Source organism: Lacrimispora sp. YZC11, from assembly GCF_057543815.1.
The window spans coordinates 67,375-83,557 of sequence record NZ_BAAJYQ010000008.1 but is presented as its reverse complement, the minus strand read 5'-3'; the positions used below and the strand labels follow the sequence as shown (position 1 = coordinate 83,557).

General features: G+C 46.0%; 12 protein-coding genes. 9 read left to right on the top strand and 3 right to left on the bottom strand.

The window, feature by feature from the left end:
* The first annotated feature begins 28 nt into the window (after positions 1-28).
* The 5 genes from AC27IJ_RS12580 to argH all read left to right on the top strand — a co-directional run bounded on the left by AC27IJ_RS12580 (position 29) and on the right by argH (position 6,937).
* Positions 29-826, top strand: coding sequence for a sirohydrochlorin cobaltochelatase (locus AC27IJ_RS12580; RefSeq protein ID WP_487149157.1), 798 nt, complete (start codon positions 29-31; stop codon positions 824-826).
* A gap of 32 nt (positions 827-858) precedes the next feature.
* Positions 859-1,824 carry an FAD:protein FMN transferase gene (locus tag AC27IJ_RS12575; protein ID WP_487149218.1) on the top strand — a complete coding sequence of 322 codons (966 nt, stop codon included), beginning with the start codon at positions 859-861 and terminating at the stop codon, positions 1,822-1,824.
* A gap of 274 nt (positions 1,825-2,098) precedes the next feature.
* The gene (locus tag AC27IJ_RS12570) at positions 2,099-2,524 is read left to right on the top strand and encodes a GtrA family protein (RefSeq protein ID WP_312447693.1); all 426 of its coding nucleotides are present in this window, start codon (positions 2,099-2,101) and stop codon (positions 2,522-2,524) included.
* 15 nt (positions 2,525-2,539) lie between these two features.
* Entirely contained in the window at positions 2,540-5,437 is a 2,898-nt protein-coding gene (locus AC27IJ_RS12565) for a YfhO family protein (protein ID WP_487149155.1), read from the top strand.
* 126 nt (positions 5,438-5,563) lie between these two features.
* Positions 5,564-6,937, top strand: a complete 1,374-nt coding sequence (gene argH / locus AC27IJ_RS12560; protein ID WP_487149153.1) for an argininosuccinate lyase — start codon at positions 5,564-5,566, stop codon at positions 6,935-6,937.
* Between the two features lie 72 nt (positions 6,938-7,009).
* Here the strand turns inward: argH and sdaAA are convergent, their stop codons facing one another.
* Genes sdaAA through AC27IJ_RS12545 form a run of 3 tightly spaced genes read right to left on the bottom strand, consistent with a single transcriptional unit; the run spans position 7,010 to position 9,398 of the window.
* Positions 7,010-7,888, bottom strand: a complete 879-nt coding sequence (gene sdaAA, locus AC27IJ_RS12555) for an L-serine ammonia-lyase, iron-sulfur-dependent, subunit alpha (protein WP_312447688.1) — start codon at positions 7,886-7,888, stop codon at positions 7,010-7,012.
* A 13-nt stretch (positions 7,889-7,901) separates the two neighbouring features.
* Positions 7,902-8,561, bottom strand: a complete 660-nt coding sequence (sdaAB, locus tag AC27IJ_RS12550; protein ID WP_313258817.1) for an L-serine ammonia-lyase, iron-sulfur-dependent subunit beta — start codon at positions 8,559-8,561, stop codon at positions 7,902-7,904.
* Positions 8,562-8,600: 39 nt separating this feature from the next.
* The gene (locus tag AC27IJ_RS12545) at positions 8,601-9,398 is read right to left on the bottom strand and encodes a histidinol-phosphatase HisJ family protein (protein WP_487149150.1); all 798 of its coding nucleotides are present in this window, start codon (positions 9,396-9,398) and stop codon (positions 8,601-8,603) included.
* A gap of 198 nt (positions 9,399-9,596) precedes the next feature.
* Between AC27IJ_RS12545 and AC27IJ_RS12540 the strand changes: the two genes are divergently transcribed.
* The 4 genes from AC27IJ_RS12540 to AC27IJ_RS12525 all read left to right on the top strand — a co-directional run bounded on the left by AC27IJ_RS12540 (position 9,597) and on the right by AC27IJ_RS12525 (position 16,108).
* On the top strand, positions 9,597-12,299 hold the full coding sequence (locus AC27IJ_RS12540) for a GH36-type glycosyl hydrolase domain-containing protein (RefSeq protein ID WP_487149148.1): 2,703 nt from the start codon (positions 9,597-9,599) through the stop codon (positions 12,297-12,299).
* Between the two features lie 66 nt (positions 12,300-12,365).
* Positions 12,366-12,770 (top strand): cupin domain-containing protein, encoded by a 405-nt coding sequence (locus AC27IJ_RS12535; RefSeq protein WP_312447684.1) that lies wholly within the window; start codon positions 12,366-12,368, stop codon positions 12,768-12,770.
* A 58-nt stretch (positions 12,771-12,828) separates the two neighbouring features.
* Positions 12,829-14,568: a cache domain-containing sensor histidine kinase gene (locus AC27IJ_RS12530; RefSeq protein ID WP_487149144.1), complete on the top strand. Its 1,740-nt coding sequence runs from the start codon at positions 12,829-12,831 to the stop codon at positions 14,566-14,568.
* Positions 14,540-16,108, top strand: coding sequence for a response regulator (locus AC27IJ_RS12525; RefSeq protein WP_487149142.1), 1,569 nt, complete (start codon positions 14,540-14,542; stop codon positions 16,106-16,108). Before AC27IJ_RS12530 ends, AC27IJ_RS12525 begins: the two co-directional genes overlap by 29 nt.
* The last annotated feature ends 75 nt before the right edge of the window (positions 16,109-16,183 follow it).

The window sequence follows — 16,183 nt, the reverse complement described above, 5'->3', positions numbered from 1 at the left end:
ACCATAACGGAAAGCATGGGATAACAGAATGAAGCAGGCAATTTTAGTAGTGAGTTTTGGAACAAGCTATCATGAAAGCAGAAAGAAAACCATAGAGGCCATTGAACAGGCTATAAAAGAAGAGTTTCCGGAGTATGAGCTTCGCCGGGCATTTACTAGCCGGATCATTATTGGAATATTAAAAAATCGGGATAACATACACATAGACAGCGTGGCGGAGGCATTAGAAAAGCTGGCTCTGGAAGGGTTTCAGCGTGTGATCGTACAGCCGACCCTGGTTATGGGAGGGGAAGAGAATGACGGCATGGTAGCTGCCGTGAAACAATATGAGAACCGGTTCCAACGGATCCTGTGGGGAAAGCCGCTGCTTTCAGAAGAAGAGGATTATAAAAGGCTTTGCAGCGTGCTGACAGAGGACACGAAGGAATATGACAGGGAAGGAACGGAGATCATATTCATGGGACATGGCACGGAGCATGAGGCCAATGAATGCTATCCCCGCCTGGCGGAGGTTTTCAGACAAAACGGATACGGAAGGTATCACATAGGGACCGTGGAGGCGGAGCCAACCTTTGAAGCCGTAAAAGAAGAGGTGGAAAAAACCCAATCCAGCCGGATGGTGCTGCAGCCTCTTATGATCGTTTCCGGTGACCACGCTCACAATGATATGGCAGGAGAAGGAGAAGAGTCCTGGAAAAGCCAGTTAGAGTCTGCCGGTTACCAGGTGGTCTGCCGGCTAAAGGGGATGGGAGAACTGGAGGGAGTCCGCCGGATGTTCCTGGATCATGCCAGAGAAGCATGCAAAAGGCTGGAGGATACGGAATGAAAAAATGGAGAGCAGTTGTTTTGATCACAGGCATGGTTTCGCTCTTGCTTATGGGCTGTGAAAGAAGGGTGGAGCCGCTCAGCAAAACCGGTTTTATGCTGAACACCTTTGTGACTGTGACTCTTTACGATAAAGACGATCCTAAAATTTTATCTGACTGTCTGGATTTGTGCCGGTCCTATGAAAATATTTTCAGCAAAACCATTGAGGGCAGTGAGGTTTACAAGTTAAATCACAGGCCTGCCAGTGAAAAGACCATGACAGTATCCACGGATGTGGAGGCTCTTCTTTCAAAGAGTCTTTATTATTCCCAAATCTCAGACGGGGCTTTTGACATTACTGTGGAACCCTTATCCTCTCTATGGGATTTTACCTCCCCCAATCCGGTTGTACCGCCTGATGCAGAAATCCAGGAGGCCAGGAAAAAGGTTGATTACCGGAATTTAAAGCTTGAGGGAAATGCCCTCACATTTTTATCCCCTGATACTTCCCTTGATTTTGGGGCAATAGCCAAGGGATATATTGCGGACCGGATGAAAGATTTTCTTTTAGAGCAGGGAGTAAAGAGCGCAGTGATCAATCTGGGCGGAAATGTTCTTTGTGTAGGGCAGAAGCCTGGCGGCACGCCATTTAAAATCGGCCTTCAAAAGCCTTATGCAGATAGGAATGAAACCATAGAAACCCTGGATATCAATGACATGTCAGTGGTATCTTCCGGGGTGTATGAGCGGCATTTTGAAAAGGATGATGTGAACTACCATCATATTTTAAACCCAAAGGACGGTTATCCATATGAAAACGGGCTTGTGTCCGTAACTATTTTGTCAGAACTGTCTGCTGACGGGGACGCGCTTTCCACCACCTGTTTTTCCCTTGGGCTCAAAAAGGGAATGGAGCTTCTGGATTCTACGGACGGCGCGTACGGCGTGTTCATTGCGGAGGATGGTGAGGTTTATTATTCCCAGGGAGCCAGGGAGTTTCTGGCTGGGAAGCCTTAGAATCCCTTTACAATTTTCTTTCCCTATAATACAATAGAGGAAATACCCTGCGGGCATACCTGTATGCCCAAAATACATGGGCAGGAAAGAGGAAACACCCTGCGGGTATACCTATATGCCCAGAAAACATGGGCAGAAAAGAGGAAACACCCTGCGGGTATACCTATATGCCCAGAAAACATGGGCAGAAAAGAGGAAACACCCTGCGGGTATACCTATATGCCCAGAAAACATGGGCAGAAAAGAGGAAATGTAATTTTGCAGGAGAGAAAAGATGATTAGAAAAATCTGGGACAAGGTCATGAACCGGGAAGTCATTTCCTATCTGATATTTGGAGTGCTGACGACCCTGGTAAACTGGGCTGTCTATTGGTTAATGGTGAGGGCCGGCATCGATTACCGGGCCGCAACAGCGGCAGCATGGGTGGTATCCGTCCTGTTTGCCTTTATTGTAAATAAAATCTTTGTTTTTCAAAGCTATGACCTGCATCTGAGCTTTGTCATGAAGGAGATTCTATCGTTTACCGCATGCAGAGCAGCGTCAGGCGTCATGGAAATGATTCTTATGGTGATAATGGTTTCCTGGCTCAAAATGGATGAATATGTAAGTAAAATACTGGTATCCGTGGTCGTTGTAATTGCAAACTATGGATTCAGCAAGGTTTTCATATTCCGGAAGAGAGAGGAAGAACCCCTGTAAAGAGAGGTAAATGAAATGGAACACGATGACGAGATTGAAAAGATATCGAAAGAACTAGAGGATATGCTGCAAATGACATCAGGTGAAAAAGAAATTACAACAGGGGAAAATGACTTGAAAGAAGGAAATGAAGAGGAGAGGGTGACTTACGATCCCCAGGTGGAACGGGCGGAACAGGAATTTGACCTGGCTTCCGCGCCCAGGATACGCCTTGATATTCCGGTTGACGGTATGGAGGAGCTGTATGACAGGGATTTGGATTATGGAGAGGACTTGGAGCAGGAGAAAGAGAAAGAGGCCTTTCCTGATCAGGATTTCATGGACATTCCTGAGGAACCGGAAGACGATGAAGATGAGGAAGAATTGGAAATTGGGCAGTCAGAAAGCTTTAAAGAAAGGATAACCGGTAAAAAAGAAGGGATAGCCAGCAGCCTGGTAAGGCCTTCCGACGGACTCCTTGCAGCTTTTTTTGTGCCAATGGTGATCATGGTCATCATATTTGCCCAGCGGGGGATTTTTCCTTTTGGCGAGGAAAGCTTTTTAAGGACTGATATGTATCATCAGTATGCTCCATTCTTTTCTGAGTTCCGTTATAAGCTGACCCATGGAGGGAGCCTGCTGTACAGCTGGGATATCGGCATGGGCGTGAATTTTGCAGCCCTTTATGCCTATTATCTGGCAAGCCCTTTAAACTGGCTGCTGGTACTTTGTCCGAAGAATTATGTCATAGAATTTATGACCTATCTGATCGTATTTAAGATCGGATTAAGCGGTCTTTCCTTTTCCTGGTATCTGCGCAGGCATAACAAGACCATGGACTTTGGTGTGGCTTTTTTTGGCATCTTCTATGCTCTGTCCGGATATATGGCGGCTTACAGCTGGAATATCATGTGGCTGGACTGCATTCTTCTCTTCCCGCTCATTATGCTGGGCCTTGAAAAGCTGGTAAAAGAAAAGAAGTGTTTTTTATATTGTTTAACACTGGGATTATCAATTTTATCTAATTATTACATATCTATTATGATATGTATTTTTATGGTATTTTATTTTATTGCTCTTCTTATATTAGAAGGTTTGAAATCCTGGAAGGAAATCCTCATCCGCGGGGGGCTGTTTGCCCTGTTTTCCCTGCTGGCAGGAGGTCTTTCAGCAGCAGTCCTGCTTCCTGAAATTTATGCGCTGCAGTCGACTGCATCGGGAGATTTTAATTTTCCCCAGACAATCAGTTCCTACTTTTCCATATTTGATATGATTGCCAGACATCTTCCGGCGGTAGAGCCGGAAATCGGACTGGATCACTGGCCAAATATCTACTGTGGTGTGGCTGTCCTCATGTTTTTCCTTCTTTACCTGGGTTGCAGGCAGATCAGGCAGAAAGAAAAGATTGTTATGTGCTCCCTGCTGCTGTTTTTCTTTGCCAGCTTTTCCGTTAATACTCTGAATTTTATTTGGCATGGATTTCATTTTCCCAACAGCCTGCCATGCAGACAGTCCTTTATTTATATTTTTCTCATGCTGTTTACCTGCTATCAGGCTTATATCCACTTACATGAAATTCCATGGAAGCATGTAGTAACGGCCTTTTTTGCTTCGGTGATCTTTGTTTTAATGGCGCAGAAGCTTATAACCGATGAGGCCTACCATTTTTCCGTATTTTACGTGGCTATTTTGTTCCTTTCCATTTATGCCGGCCTTATCAGCCTTTACCAGAAAGGGATCAGCCGGAACGTGCTGGTGCTACTGGCCCTTGGCGTGGTTTCCCTGGAAGCTGCGGTTAATACCACGGTCACCAGTGTGACGACAACCAGCAGGACCAATTATGTGAAGGATAATAAAGCGTCTTCGGAGCTGGCAGACAGCTTAATGCCGGGGACATCCTTTTACCGGATCGAGAAGGTCACCCGGAAAACCAAGAATGATGGTGCCTGGTTGAACTTCCCCACGGTCTCTCTCTTTTCTTCCACAGCTAATTCAGACCTTACGGCTTTCTTTAAAAAGCTGGGATGTGAAAGCTCCACTAATGCTTACAGCATTACTGGAAGCACGCCTTTGGTAGATGCCCTGTTTGCGGTTAAATACGGGCTGTACTCTGAGGAAACAGAGGATGATGGCATATCCGTACCGGTTTCTTCAAAGGATGAGATGTATCTCCGAGAGAACACCTATGCCTTGTCCCTGGGCTTTATGGTGCCTTATGACCTTGAGAATAACTGGCAGCTGGACTTAACAAATCCGGCGGAGGTTCAGAATGATCTTTCTGTGGTACTAGGTGCCAACCCTGTTCTTTCTGAGGTTCCGAGCGAAATCACCGGAACCAGCTTTACCTTTACACCGGAAGCGGATGGAGACTATTATGTGTTTGTCAGCAATAAAAAGGTGGAAAAGGTAAACGCCCAATTGGGAGAAAAGACCAAAAGCTTTGATAATGTGAGCCGCGGCTTTCTGCTGGAACTGGGCTATTTAAAATCCGGGGAAAAGATTACCCTGCGCAACGATGACAATGATCAGGATCTGGTAGCGGCCGCTTACCGTTTTCAGCCTGAAGGCCTCGAATCTGTGTATAATATTTTAAACAGGAATTCCATGAAGCTTACAAAATGGACGGATACACAGATACATGGTACCGTCACGGCCGATAAAGCCGGGCTGCTGTTTTTAAGCATTCCCTATGACAAGGGCTGGACCGTCAAGGTTGATGGGAAAATGGTGGAGCCTTATAAATTATTTGATACGTTTCTAAGTGTGCATATGACCGCCGGTACTCATGATATTACTCTGGAATATATGCCCCAGGGACTTAAAACAGGCGGTATGATTACGGCTGGAAGCGTGGTCTTTCTGCTGATACTTGCAGGTGTATCCGCAGGAAAAGGAAAAAAGCGCAGACCCATGCGGGTTCATTCCACAGGTTAAATAACCACTTGTTTATGTAGAAGGCTGCGGGGAATTTAGCCCCTGCAGCATCCGCCAGCCGTAGAGATGCTTTTATATCTGCGCCTGGCTCATTACATGCAGAAAAAGAAAGGGGAATTCTGAATTATGAAACTATGGGGCGGACGCTTCACAAAGGAAACCAATCAGCTGGTTCACAATTTTAATGCATCCATATCATTTGACCAAAAATTCTATCATCAGGATATTGAGGGCAGCATTGCTCATGTGAAGATGCTGGCAAAACAAGGGCTTCTTACGGATGAAGATAAGGACAAGATCGTAAAAGGCCTTATGGAGATCCGGGAGGATTTAGAAAGCGGTGCCCTGGTAATAACAGGGGAGCATGAAGACATTCATTCTTTCGTGGAAGCAGTTTTAACGGAACGGATCGGGGAGGCCGGAAAGCGCCTTCATACCGGAAGGAGCCGCAATGACCAGGTGGCTCTTGACATGAAGCTGTATACCAGAGATGAGATCGATGAGCTTACCCTTTTGGTGGAAGGACTTCTCTCAGAGCTTTTAAAGCTCATGGAAGAAAATCTTGACACTTACATGCCTGGATTTACCCATCTGCAAAAAGCGCAGCCAATCACTCTGGCTCACCATCTGGGTGCTTACTTTGAGATGTTTGACAGGGATCATTCCCGCCTTCATGACATTAAAAAAAGAATGAACTATTGTCCCCTTGGCTCTGGCGCCCTGGCTGGAACCACTTACCCCCTGGACCGGGAATATACGGCAGAGCTTCTGGGATTTGCAGGGCCGACTCTTAACAGCATGGATTCCGTGGCCGACCGGGATTACTTAATCGAGCTTTTAAGTGCTTTATCCACCATTGCCATGCATTTAAGCAGATTCTGCGAAGAGATCATTATCTGGAATACCAATGAATACCGTTTTGTGGAAATTGATGATTCCTACAGTACCGGAAGCAGCATCATGCCTCAGAAAAAGAACCCGGACATTGCAGAACTGATCCGGGGAAAGACCGGCAGGGTTTACGGCGCGCTGGTATCGCTGCTGACCACTATGAAGGGGATTCCCCTTGCATACAATAAGGACATGCAGGAGGATAAGGAGCTGGCTTTTGACGCCATTGACACGGTAAAAGGCTGTCTTGCCCTGTTTACAGGAATGATTTCCACCATGACCTTCCGAAAGGATGTGATGGAAGCCAGCGCCAAAAACGGCTTTACCAATGCAACCGATGCGGCTGACTATCTGGTAAATCATGGGGTGGCTTTCCGGGATGCCCATGGGATCGTTGGGCAGCTTGTGCTTTTCTGCATTGAAAAGGGCATCGCCCTGGATGATATGAGCCTGGAAAAATATAAGGCCATCAGTCCGGTGTTTGAGGAAGATATTTATGAAGCCATCAGCTTAAAAACCTGTGTGGAAAAAAGAATGACCATTGGAGCTCCTGGTCAGGAGGCAATGAAAAGAGTCATTGAAATTTATAAGAAGAAGCTTGAAAAATAGAATCATTTAGAAAAAACAGGAAAACAGCGGAAGATTGAACCGCTGTTTTCCTGTTTTTATGGTATTCTTTGCTTATCCGAAGATCTGCTTTCGCAAGCGGCAGCCGGTAGGGGTTGCAGCCAGGCCGCCTTCTGAAGTTTCCTTTAAGGAGGAAGACATGAGGTTGCCCACCTGCTTCATGGCAAAGATCACCTCATCTGCGGGAATGGCACTTGTGATTCCGGCACAGGCAAGCTCTGAAGCGGTAAATGCATTAGCAACTCCCATGGCATTGCGTTTGATACAGGGAACCTCTACCAGACCTGCCACCGGGTCGCACACCAGGCCCATGGTATTTTTCAGGGCGATGGCACAGCTGTCGGAAACCATCTGGGGCGTTCCGCCAAAGATTTCCGTTAGAGCTGCAGCAGCCATGGCTGACGCTGATCCCACCTCGGCCTGACACCCTCCCTCGGCTCCGGCGATGCTGGCGCATTTGGCAATGACCATGCCAATGGCCGATGCGGTGAACAGGGACATGATGATATCATGTTTTGGTAAGTCAAATTCTTCCATAACGGATATGAGGGCTGCCGGAATGACTCCGCAGGATCCTGCCGTAGGAGCCGCCACGATCTGCCCCATGCAGGAATTGTATTCTGTCACGGCCAGGGCCATGCTTATGGCATTGCCGAGGAGATGGCCGTAATGGTTTTTTCCTTCCTCTACCGCCTTTTTTAATTTGGCGGCAGCTCCTCCGGAAAGTCCGCTGGAAGAACGGAGGGTCTCATCCATGCCGTTTAACACAGACTGTCTCATGACCTCAAAACTGCTTTCCATGGTGGAGTAGACATCTTCCGGACTGGTCTCCATATCCTCGGCCTGCTGCTCCAGCACAATTTCCGATATTTTTTTATTGGAAGATGAAGCGGCTGCCACAAGCTCTTCCACGGAATTATATTTTAATTGCATAGGATCCTCCTGGTCAGTTTAATTTTAACAAAATCGTGTTGTATACATGAGGGATGGTTTGAATTTGGGAGACCAGGGACTGGTCGAAGTCAGAATCCATTTCAATGGTCATAATGGCAAGTCCGCGTTTTTCCTGCCTGTTTAAGCGGAAATTGCAGATGTTGGCATTGCCCACGGCCACCAGGTTCGTAACATGGGCGATGATTCCGGGGACATCCTGATGCATGACGATCAGGGTGGTATTTTGCCCGGTAAAATAAACCTCCATGTCATTTACCTTGTTTATGACGATGTTGCCGCCTCCCACCGATGCTCCCTGGACGGAGATGGTGCTGCCATGATCTGAGGTAAGGGTGATCAGCGCCGTGTTTGGATGGGCATTTTCAATGGTTCCGGTGTGTATCGTGATGGCTATCCCTTGCTCCTTGGCCGTTTCAAGGCTTGTACGGATTCCCGGGTCCCAGGGGTCCAGCTTTAAGATTCCCCCCACAATGGCTTTGTCTGTGCCATGCCCTTTGTAGGTTTTGGCAAAGGAACCGTGAAACAGGATATCTGCCTTAGCCACTGGAGCACCTAAAAGCAGGGCAGCCGTTTTACCGATGCGGGCAGCCCCGGCCGTATGGGAGCTGGAAGGTCCGATCATAACAGGACCGATAATATCAAATACATTCATGGCAATTCTCCAATTCCGAGTATTGTTTCTCTCATTTGTTTACAGGGGTTTGAATTTCGGATTCCGTCCTCGGAATTCTGTATAATAGGAAAATCCGCATTGCTTAAGAAGTTCACCCGCTGTATGAAAGTCTGCTCCTAAATCTTCCGGTATATGGGCATCGGAACCGATGGTTATGATCTCCCCGCCTAATTCCTTATAACGCTTTAAAATATCAGCACATGGGTTTGGCTGTCCGATCCCTTTCCGGAAACCGGCTGTGTTGCATTCAATTCCTTTGCCCCGCTCTATAATCACTTTTAAAATGTCATCTAAAATATCCCGGTATGCTTCATAGCTGTAGTAAAGAGCCTTATTCGGGCCATAACGGACGATGTAGTCAATATGGCCTGCTACGTCATAGTTGTCAATATTTTTCACATTATCCAGTGTGGCCTGGAAATACTGAAGATATGCTTTCTGCTCCTCTCTTCCTTCAAAATACTCAGGATAAGCAGGATCCTTTCTGTTAATAAAATGGGTGGAGCCGATGACAAAATCAAAGGGATAGCTTGATAACAATTCCCTGTAGTATTCTTTTAAATGGGTCTGAAGTCCCAGCTCGATCCCTATGTGAAGGTCGATCCGGTCTTTGAACTCTTCTCTTAAGGCAGACATTGCTTCAAAATACTGGTCCGTCTGAAGGGTAAAATCGATGACAGAGTCCACGTCATAATCGTGGTGGTCCGTAACACAGAGGGAAGCCATTCCAAGGCTTATGGCCCGTTCCAGCTGGGCCCGCATAGGGGTTTCGGAGTCTCCTGAAAAATTTGTATGAAAATGATAATCTGGCAGCATGGGGTTCTCCTTTCAAAAATTAAATTCATTATAATCAATCTCAGGAAGAAAAGCAACGCAGGGAAGCGGAGTTTTTAACGAAAGGAATTTAATAAAGTAAAAAAAATCACCTTTTCAGCAAAATAATTAAATTTAGTAATCCATCCACCTGGGATATACTTTAATAAAACTACCGGTATGAAAGGATGGGAAATTGGGATGAAATATGAGTTTAAAGGAAATCAGGGCGATTTTTATATGGAAAATCCGGATCTGACCAGCTATTTGTATTTTCCCCTGGCAAATGAGTCCGGGGTAATGAGCTGCGTATCTCCTGATCTGGGAGGGGACAGCAAGATGGATCAGAATTCCTTTTTTATGCCTCCTGCCAGTTGTGAAAATCTACATAACGACAAATCCTCCAGAAATGTATGGTGCAGGGTTAACGGGACGGTATTATGGTCCCTGACCGGCCGTTCCTCCTGGCAGCAGGCCCAGCTTTTTTCCGAAAACAAGGAGCAAGTGGCTGTGGAAGCTGGCTTCATGCATCATAAGTTGACCAGAACTTCAAATCAACTGGGCATAAAAGGGTCAATAAGCAGCCTTGTTCCGGCCACCGGAGAGAAGGTGGAGCTGATGAAAATCCAGATTGAAAATACCTCTGAAGAATATAAAAGTCTTCAGGTCGTCACGGCCATTCCTCTCTATGCCCGTTCTGCGGATAATATCAGGGACCACCGGCATGTGACATCCCTTCTCCATAGAATTAAGACGACGTCTTCCGGAGTCATTGTGACTCCCACTATGACCTTTGATGAACGGGGCCATAAGAGGAACCACCGGGCTTACGGCGTATTCGGAGGGAATGAATCCCAGCATCCTGTGGGGTATTATCCGGTTTTAGAGGATTTTACTGGGGAAGGCGGCAATCTTGAAAATCCAAAAGCCTTATATGAAACCCCTTTAAAGCCTCAGGGGGTGGATTTTGAGACAGGCGGCTATGAAGCTCTGGGAGGGCTTTGCTTTCAGGAATGCCGGATAGGGCCTAAGGAAAAGATAACTTATCTTGTGGCCATGGGATATGGAAATACGGAAGAAGAACTGATGCATAGCTGTGTGCAGTTTCTTAATGAAACAGCATTTGACAGGTGCTGGAAACAGACCGCAGAATATTGGAACCAAAAGGTCAATGTGAGACTGAACACAGGCAACTCTGTTTTCGACCGCTGGATGCGATGGGTAAGCTTTCAGCCCATGCTGCGGAGAATTTATGGATGTTCCTTTTTGCCCCATCATGACTATGGAAAAGGCGGACGGGGCTGGAGAGATTTATGGCAGGACTGCCTGGCATTGCTGATGATGGACTCGTCAGGGGTCCGTCAGATGTTAATTGATAATTTTGGCGGTGTACGGATGGATGGGACCAATGCCACAATCATTGGAAGCGGGCAGGGAGAGTTTATTGCGGATAGAAACAACATTACAAGGGTCTGGATGGACCATGGGGTATGGCCCTTTTTGACCACGGAATTATACATCCACCAGACCGGAGATCTTGGGATCCTGCTGGAAAACAACAGCTATTTTAAGGATATGGAAGTCTGCCGTGGGGAGGAAAAAGATCTTAAGTGGAAGACAGAAGACGGGGAACGGCTTCGGGATGACGGGGACCAGATTTATTCTGGAACCGTCCTGGAACATCTGCTGGTTCAGAATCTCACATCCTTTTATGATGTGGGAGAGCACAACCACATCAGGCTCAGAGGCGCAGACTGGAATGATGCCCTGGACTTAGCTTCCCAGAGAGGGGAGAGCGTAGCATTTACCTGTATGTATGGGTATAACTTAATGGGGCTTGCCGATTTCCTTAAAGAGCTGAAAGCACAGGGAGTGGAGGAATTTGAAGTTGCCGAAGAAATAAGGCATCTGCTGATAAAGGACAGGACAGTTTATGATGACATCGGGAAGAAACAGGAAGTACTGGCACGTTATTGCAAAAACTGCTCCCACCATATTTCAGGAAAAAAGGCAATGATAAAAGGAGAGGAATTACAGGAGGATCTGCGGGCAAAGGCTTCCTGGATATACGATCATATACGGGAAACGGAATGGATCGCTTCTATGGAAGGGTTTGGATGGTATAACGGATATTACGACAATTCCGGAAACAAAGTGGAGGGTGAAACAGAAGCAGGGGTGCGCATGATGCTCACCAGCCAGGTATTTTCCCTTATGTCGGGAGTTGCAACGGACCGGCAGGTCAGGGAGATCGTGGAGGCTTCCGATGCTTATCTTTACAGGGAGGAAATCGGAGGATACCGCTTAAATACGGATTTCCATGAGGTAAAAATGGACTTAGGCAGGATGTTTGGCTTTGCTTACGGACACAAGGAAAACGGAGCAGTATTCTCCCATATGGCCACCATGTTTGGGAATGCCTTGTACAGGCGAAACGCTTCAAAGGAAGGATATCATGCTCTCATGTCCTTATTTGACCATTGCAGCGATTCCGGGAAGAGCAGAATATATCCGGGAATTCCTGAATATGTGGATGCCAGGGGAAGAGGAATGTATCATTATCTGACAGGAGCCGCCAGTTGGTATCTGGTTACGGTTGTCACCCAGATGTTTGGAATCAGAGGGCATTATGGGAATCTGGTTTTTAAGCCCCAGCTTTTGAAGGAACAGTTTGACAAACAGCATGAGGCTTCGGTTTCTCTAATATTTGCCGGAAAAAACATAAAGGTCATTTACAAAAATCCTAAGAATTTGGACCCGGATACTTATGGGATAACCGGTATTTCATTGAATGGGATTCCCTGCCGGTGCCTTGGTGGGGATTGGAGCATTAAGAGAGAAGAGCTATTAAAACTTCCGGATCAGGAGCTTCATACCATTACGGTTGATTTGAACGCAGAATAAGCGGTCAGTGTCTAAAACCAGGTATGGGAGCGGATTTGGAATATTTGCTTTATTTAGGAGGACAGAATGGAAAAAGAATTGATTGATATCATTAAGATTTCACAAGAGGGGTATACCCCTCTTGTGGATTATCAGACATGGAGAGTGGCAGTGCTTAAGTATTGCGATGATGTAAGAGCAGAACGCCTGGTTTCCATGCAGAGGCACTTGGAAACAGATGAGGTATTTGTATTGCTGGAAGGCAGCTGCGTCCTGATTTGTGGCGGGAACGGAGAACGGCCTGGAGAGGTGGAGTGTGTGAGAATGGTAAAAAACCATCTCTATAACGTGAAGAAAGGCGTCTGGCATACTCATGCCCTGGATGAGGAAGGGAGCGTCCTAATTATTGAGAATCAGGATACCTGCGATAAGAATTCCCCTACTGAGCTTTTAAACAAGGAGCAGATAGAGGCAATCCGAACTTTCTTTTGACATCCCCTGCCAAACTCGTTAGAATAAGGGTGAAAAATCATATGAATGGGAGGTTGCTATGACTAATCTGATGGCTGCATGGAAGAATATGAGGATTAAGACAAAGATCCTGATTATGTATTTAACGGTCGTATTATTATCCTTTGTAATCACCTTTTCGGTCATATCTGTCATTAACAGCTCCTACACGAAAAGAGAAATTCTGGGAGCAGGCACTCAGACGGTCAGCGCCCTTAAGGGTAATTTATCCCTGATCTTTGATAATGTGACCCAGTTCTCAAACCTGATCTATTTTGATAAAAATGTTCAGGAGGCTTTAAGAAATGTAGATAACAGGGCCATTGATCCGTCTATCCAGCGAACCATTAAGCAGAGTCTGGTGAATATGATTCTGTCAGGGGAATATATTTCCAGCGTCCTGATTATGGATTCCTATCATAATGTGTACAGCTCTTATAAAAAGACTCCCAAGGGCATTTACGGTGAAAAGATTCTGGATTCTGAGTGGTACCGGCACTTAAGTGAGCACAGAGGAAACGGTTTTTTTATGAAAGGCAGCGAGGGGGTCATTGAATTTTATGGAGACACTCCTTATATTACCTATATCCGGGAAATCCGGGATGAAAATACATATAAGCCTTTGGCCATCCTGCTGGTCACGGTCAATGAGGAAACAATACGCAATTACTTCAATGGAGTCAGCAATTCCAGTGACAGTGATTTTTATATCCTGGGCGATGAGGATGAATACATTGTAGCTCCTGGGAATCCCGGACAGCGGACCGGCGAAAACCGGCTGGTGATCACCCAGGACATCGGCATAGAAAACTGGAAGCTGGCCGGATCCTTTCAGTTGGATAATATGACTGCCATGGCGCCCTATTATTCCACCGTTATCCTGTTGATCATGTGTATGAATGTTGCTTTTGTCTTTGTCTGCTCGGTCATGCTCACCCGTTTTATCTTCCATCCCCTGTTAAAGGTGGAAAAGCATATGATGCTGGTGGAAAAGGGGCAGTTTGATGAAATGGAGGTGGACCAGCAGAAAAATGAAATCAATAATCTGAAGCGGGTATTTAATCATATGGCAAGATCCATTAAAAACCTGATCCAAAAGGTAAAGGAAGAAGAGCAGATCATTGCAAAGGTAGAACTAGATCTGCTCCAGGCTCAGATCAATCCCCATTTCCTGTACAATACCCTTGATGCGGTATCCGCTCTTGCCCTCATGCGGGATTATGATAATTGCTTTAAAATGACCCAGGCCCTTGGAAGTTTTTACAGGAACAGCTTAAACAGCGGATTGGATTTTATTACGGTAAAGGATGAAATAAGTTGTATACAAAGCTACTTAACCATCTTAAATATCCGCTATGACAATGAAATAAAGGTAGAGGTGGACGTGGAAGAAGAGGTGAAGGATTGCAGGATATTAAAGCTGCTTTTACAGCCTTTGGTGGAGAACGCCGTCCACCATGGAATCAAGCCAAGGGAAGGAAAAGGAACCATTTCCATCAAGGCCTTTTCCGATGAGGATGAAATTATTTTTCTGGTGTCTGATGACGGGATCGGCATGAGCGAGGAAAAGATCGAAGAAATCATGGAAGGCAGGACAGTGACCGGTAAGTCAGGATTCGGACTTTATAACCTGATGCAGCGGATTACCCTCTACCATGGAATCAGGCAGCCGGTCCTTATCCACAGTGAGATCGGAAATGGAACGGAAATAGCGGTAAGAGTAAAGCGTATGGAAGCAAAGGGGTTGGAACATGGAGATCAAGGTACTGATTGTGGATGATGAAAAACTGGAACGGGTGCTGATCAAACGGGGATTTCCTTGGGAAGATCATGGGTTTTCAGTCATTGGGGAGGCTTCCTCCGGTACGGAAGCATTGGAATTTATAAAATACAGAAAGCCGGAGCTGGTTTTAACTGATATCAATATGCCCCATATGGATGGTCTTGAGCTTGCGGAACATATTTCAGCTTTGGATGAGAGCATTCATGTAATTATGATCACAGGATACCGGGAATTTGAATACGCAAGGCGGGCGGTAAAGCTGGGAGTAGAGGATTTTCTTTTAAAGCCCATTGATATGAATGAACTAAAGGAAATCACTCTTAAGATCAGGGGAAAAATCATAAAGGAAAAGGCCCGCCGCAAGGAGGTGGAGATGTTAAAGCAGAGCGTTTCCGCCGACCAGGACATTTTAATGGAAAGCTTCTTTCAGCGGCTGGTGGAAAAGCGGACCAGTGAGGAGGAAGCAGAGAAAAAGCTTCTTGCCTATGGCTGTGAAGCGCTGTTAGAAGGGTGCTGCTGCTTAAACCTCCACTTAAAGGAGGAACGGTCAGGGGAAGCAGACGGCAGCCTCCATAAAAGGGCCATGGAACTCCTTGGCAGGGATCCCATTGACGGAACCATATCCTTTCTTCATTACATGAAAAATATTATCTTGTTTTGTACGGTCAGGCGCTTAAAGGACAGCGGGGAAATTGCACGGCAAATCCATCAAAGGCTGAGGGAAAACCACATTGATTCCACCATTGGCATCAGCCGCAGCCATGAGGGCTATGGGGGAATTGCAGAGGCCTTTGCCGAGTCGGAACATGCCCTCAGCGCATCGGTGCTTTTAGGGGATAACCGGATCATCACGTACGAAGAATATATGCATATTATGGAGAAAAATCCGGATAAGCTGGCCTTTGACTGGGAGGACTTCCTTTTTTCCCTGACCAATGGAATTTCCGACAGGGTGTCTGCTGCAATCGAGGATTATGTGGAAGGAGTCAGGAATTCAAGGGTAACGGAAGTGGAATATTTAAGGCTTACGGTTATGGATTTAATGTCCAAGGCCGGAAGCACCCTTAATAAGTATGGGGTCAGCTTGGAACAGCTCATAGGAGAAGACCGTCTGTATGAATCCATACAATCCATACAGACGGTGGAGGAGTGCCGTCCGTTTCTGGATGATTCCATCCGTATGATTTTAAACTATCATAACAGCAAGAAAGCAAAGCAAGGAAATAAGGTGGTAAACGAGGCCCTGGAATATATCGATAAAAACTTTTGTGACCCCGCTCTTTCTCTTAAAACCGTAGCCTCGGCTGTCTTTTCCAATGAAAGCTACTTAAGCAGGGTATTTAAAAAAGAGGCAGGTCAGAGCCTTATTGAATATGTCTTGAAAAAAAGGATTGAAGAGAGCATCCGCCTTCTTAATACAACGGATTTCAAGGTATACGAAATAGCGGAAAAGGTGGGATTCCGGGATTCCCATTACTTTGGCATCTGCTTTAAAAAGCATGTGGGAGTAACCGTTAAGGAATTTAAGCAAAGGTAGTAAAATTTCTAACCTTTTGGGTCAAAATATTAAATTGAGTTAAAATAGGAGTTTCGGTATACTGATATCAGAAGG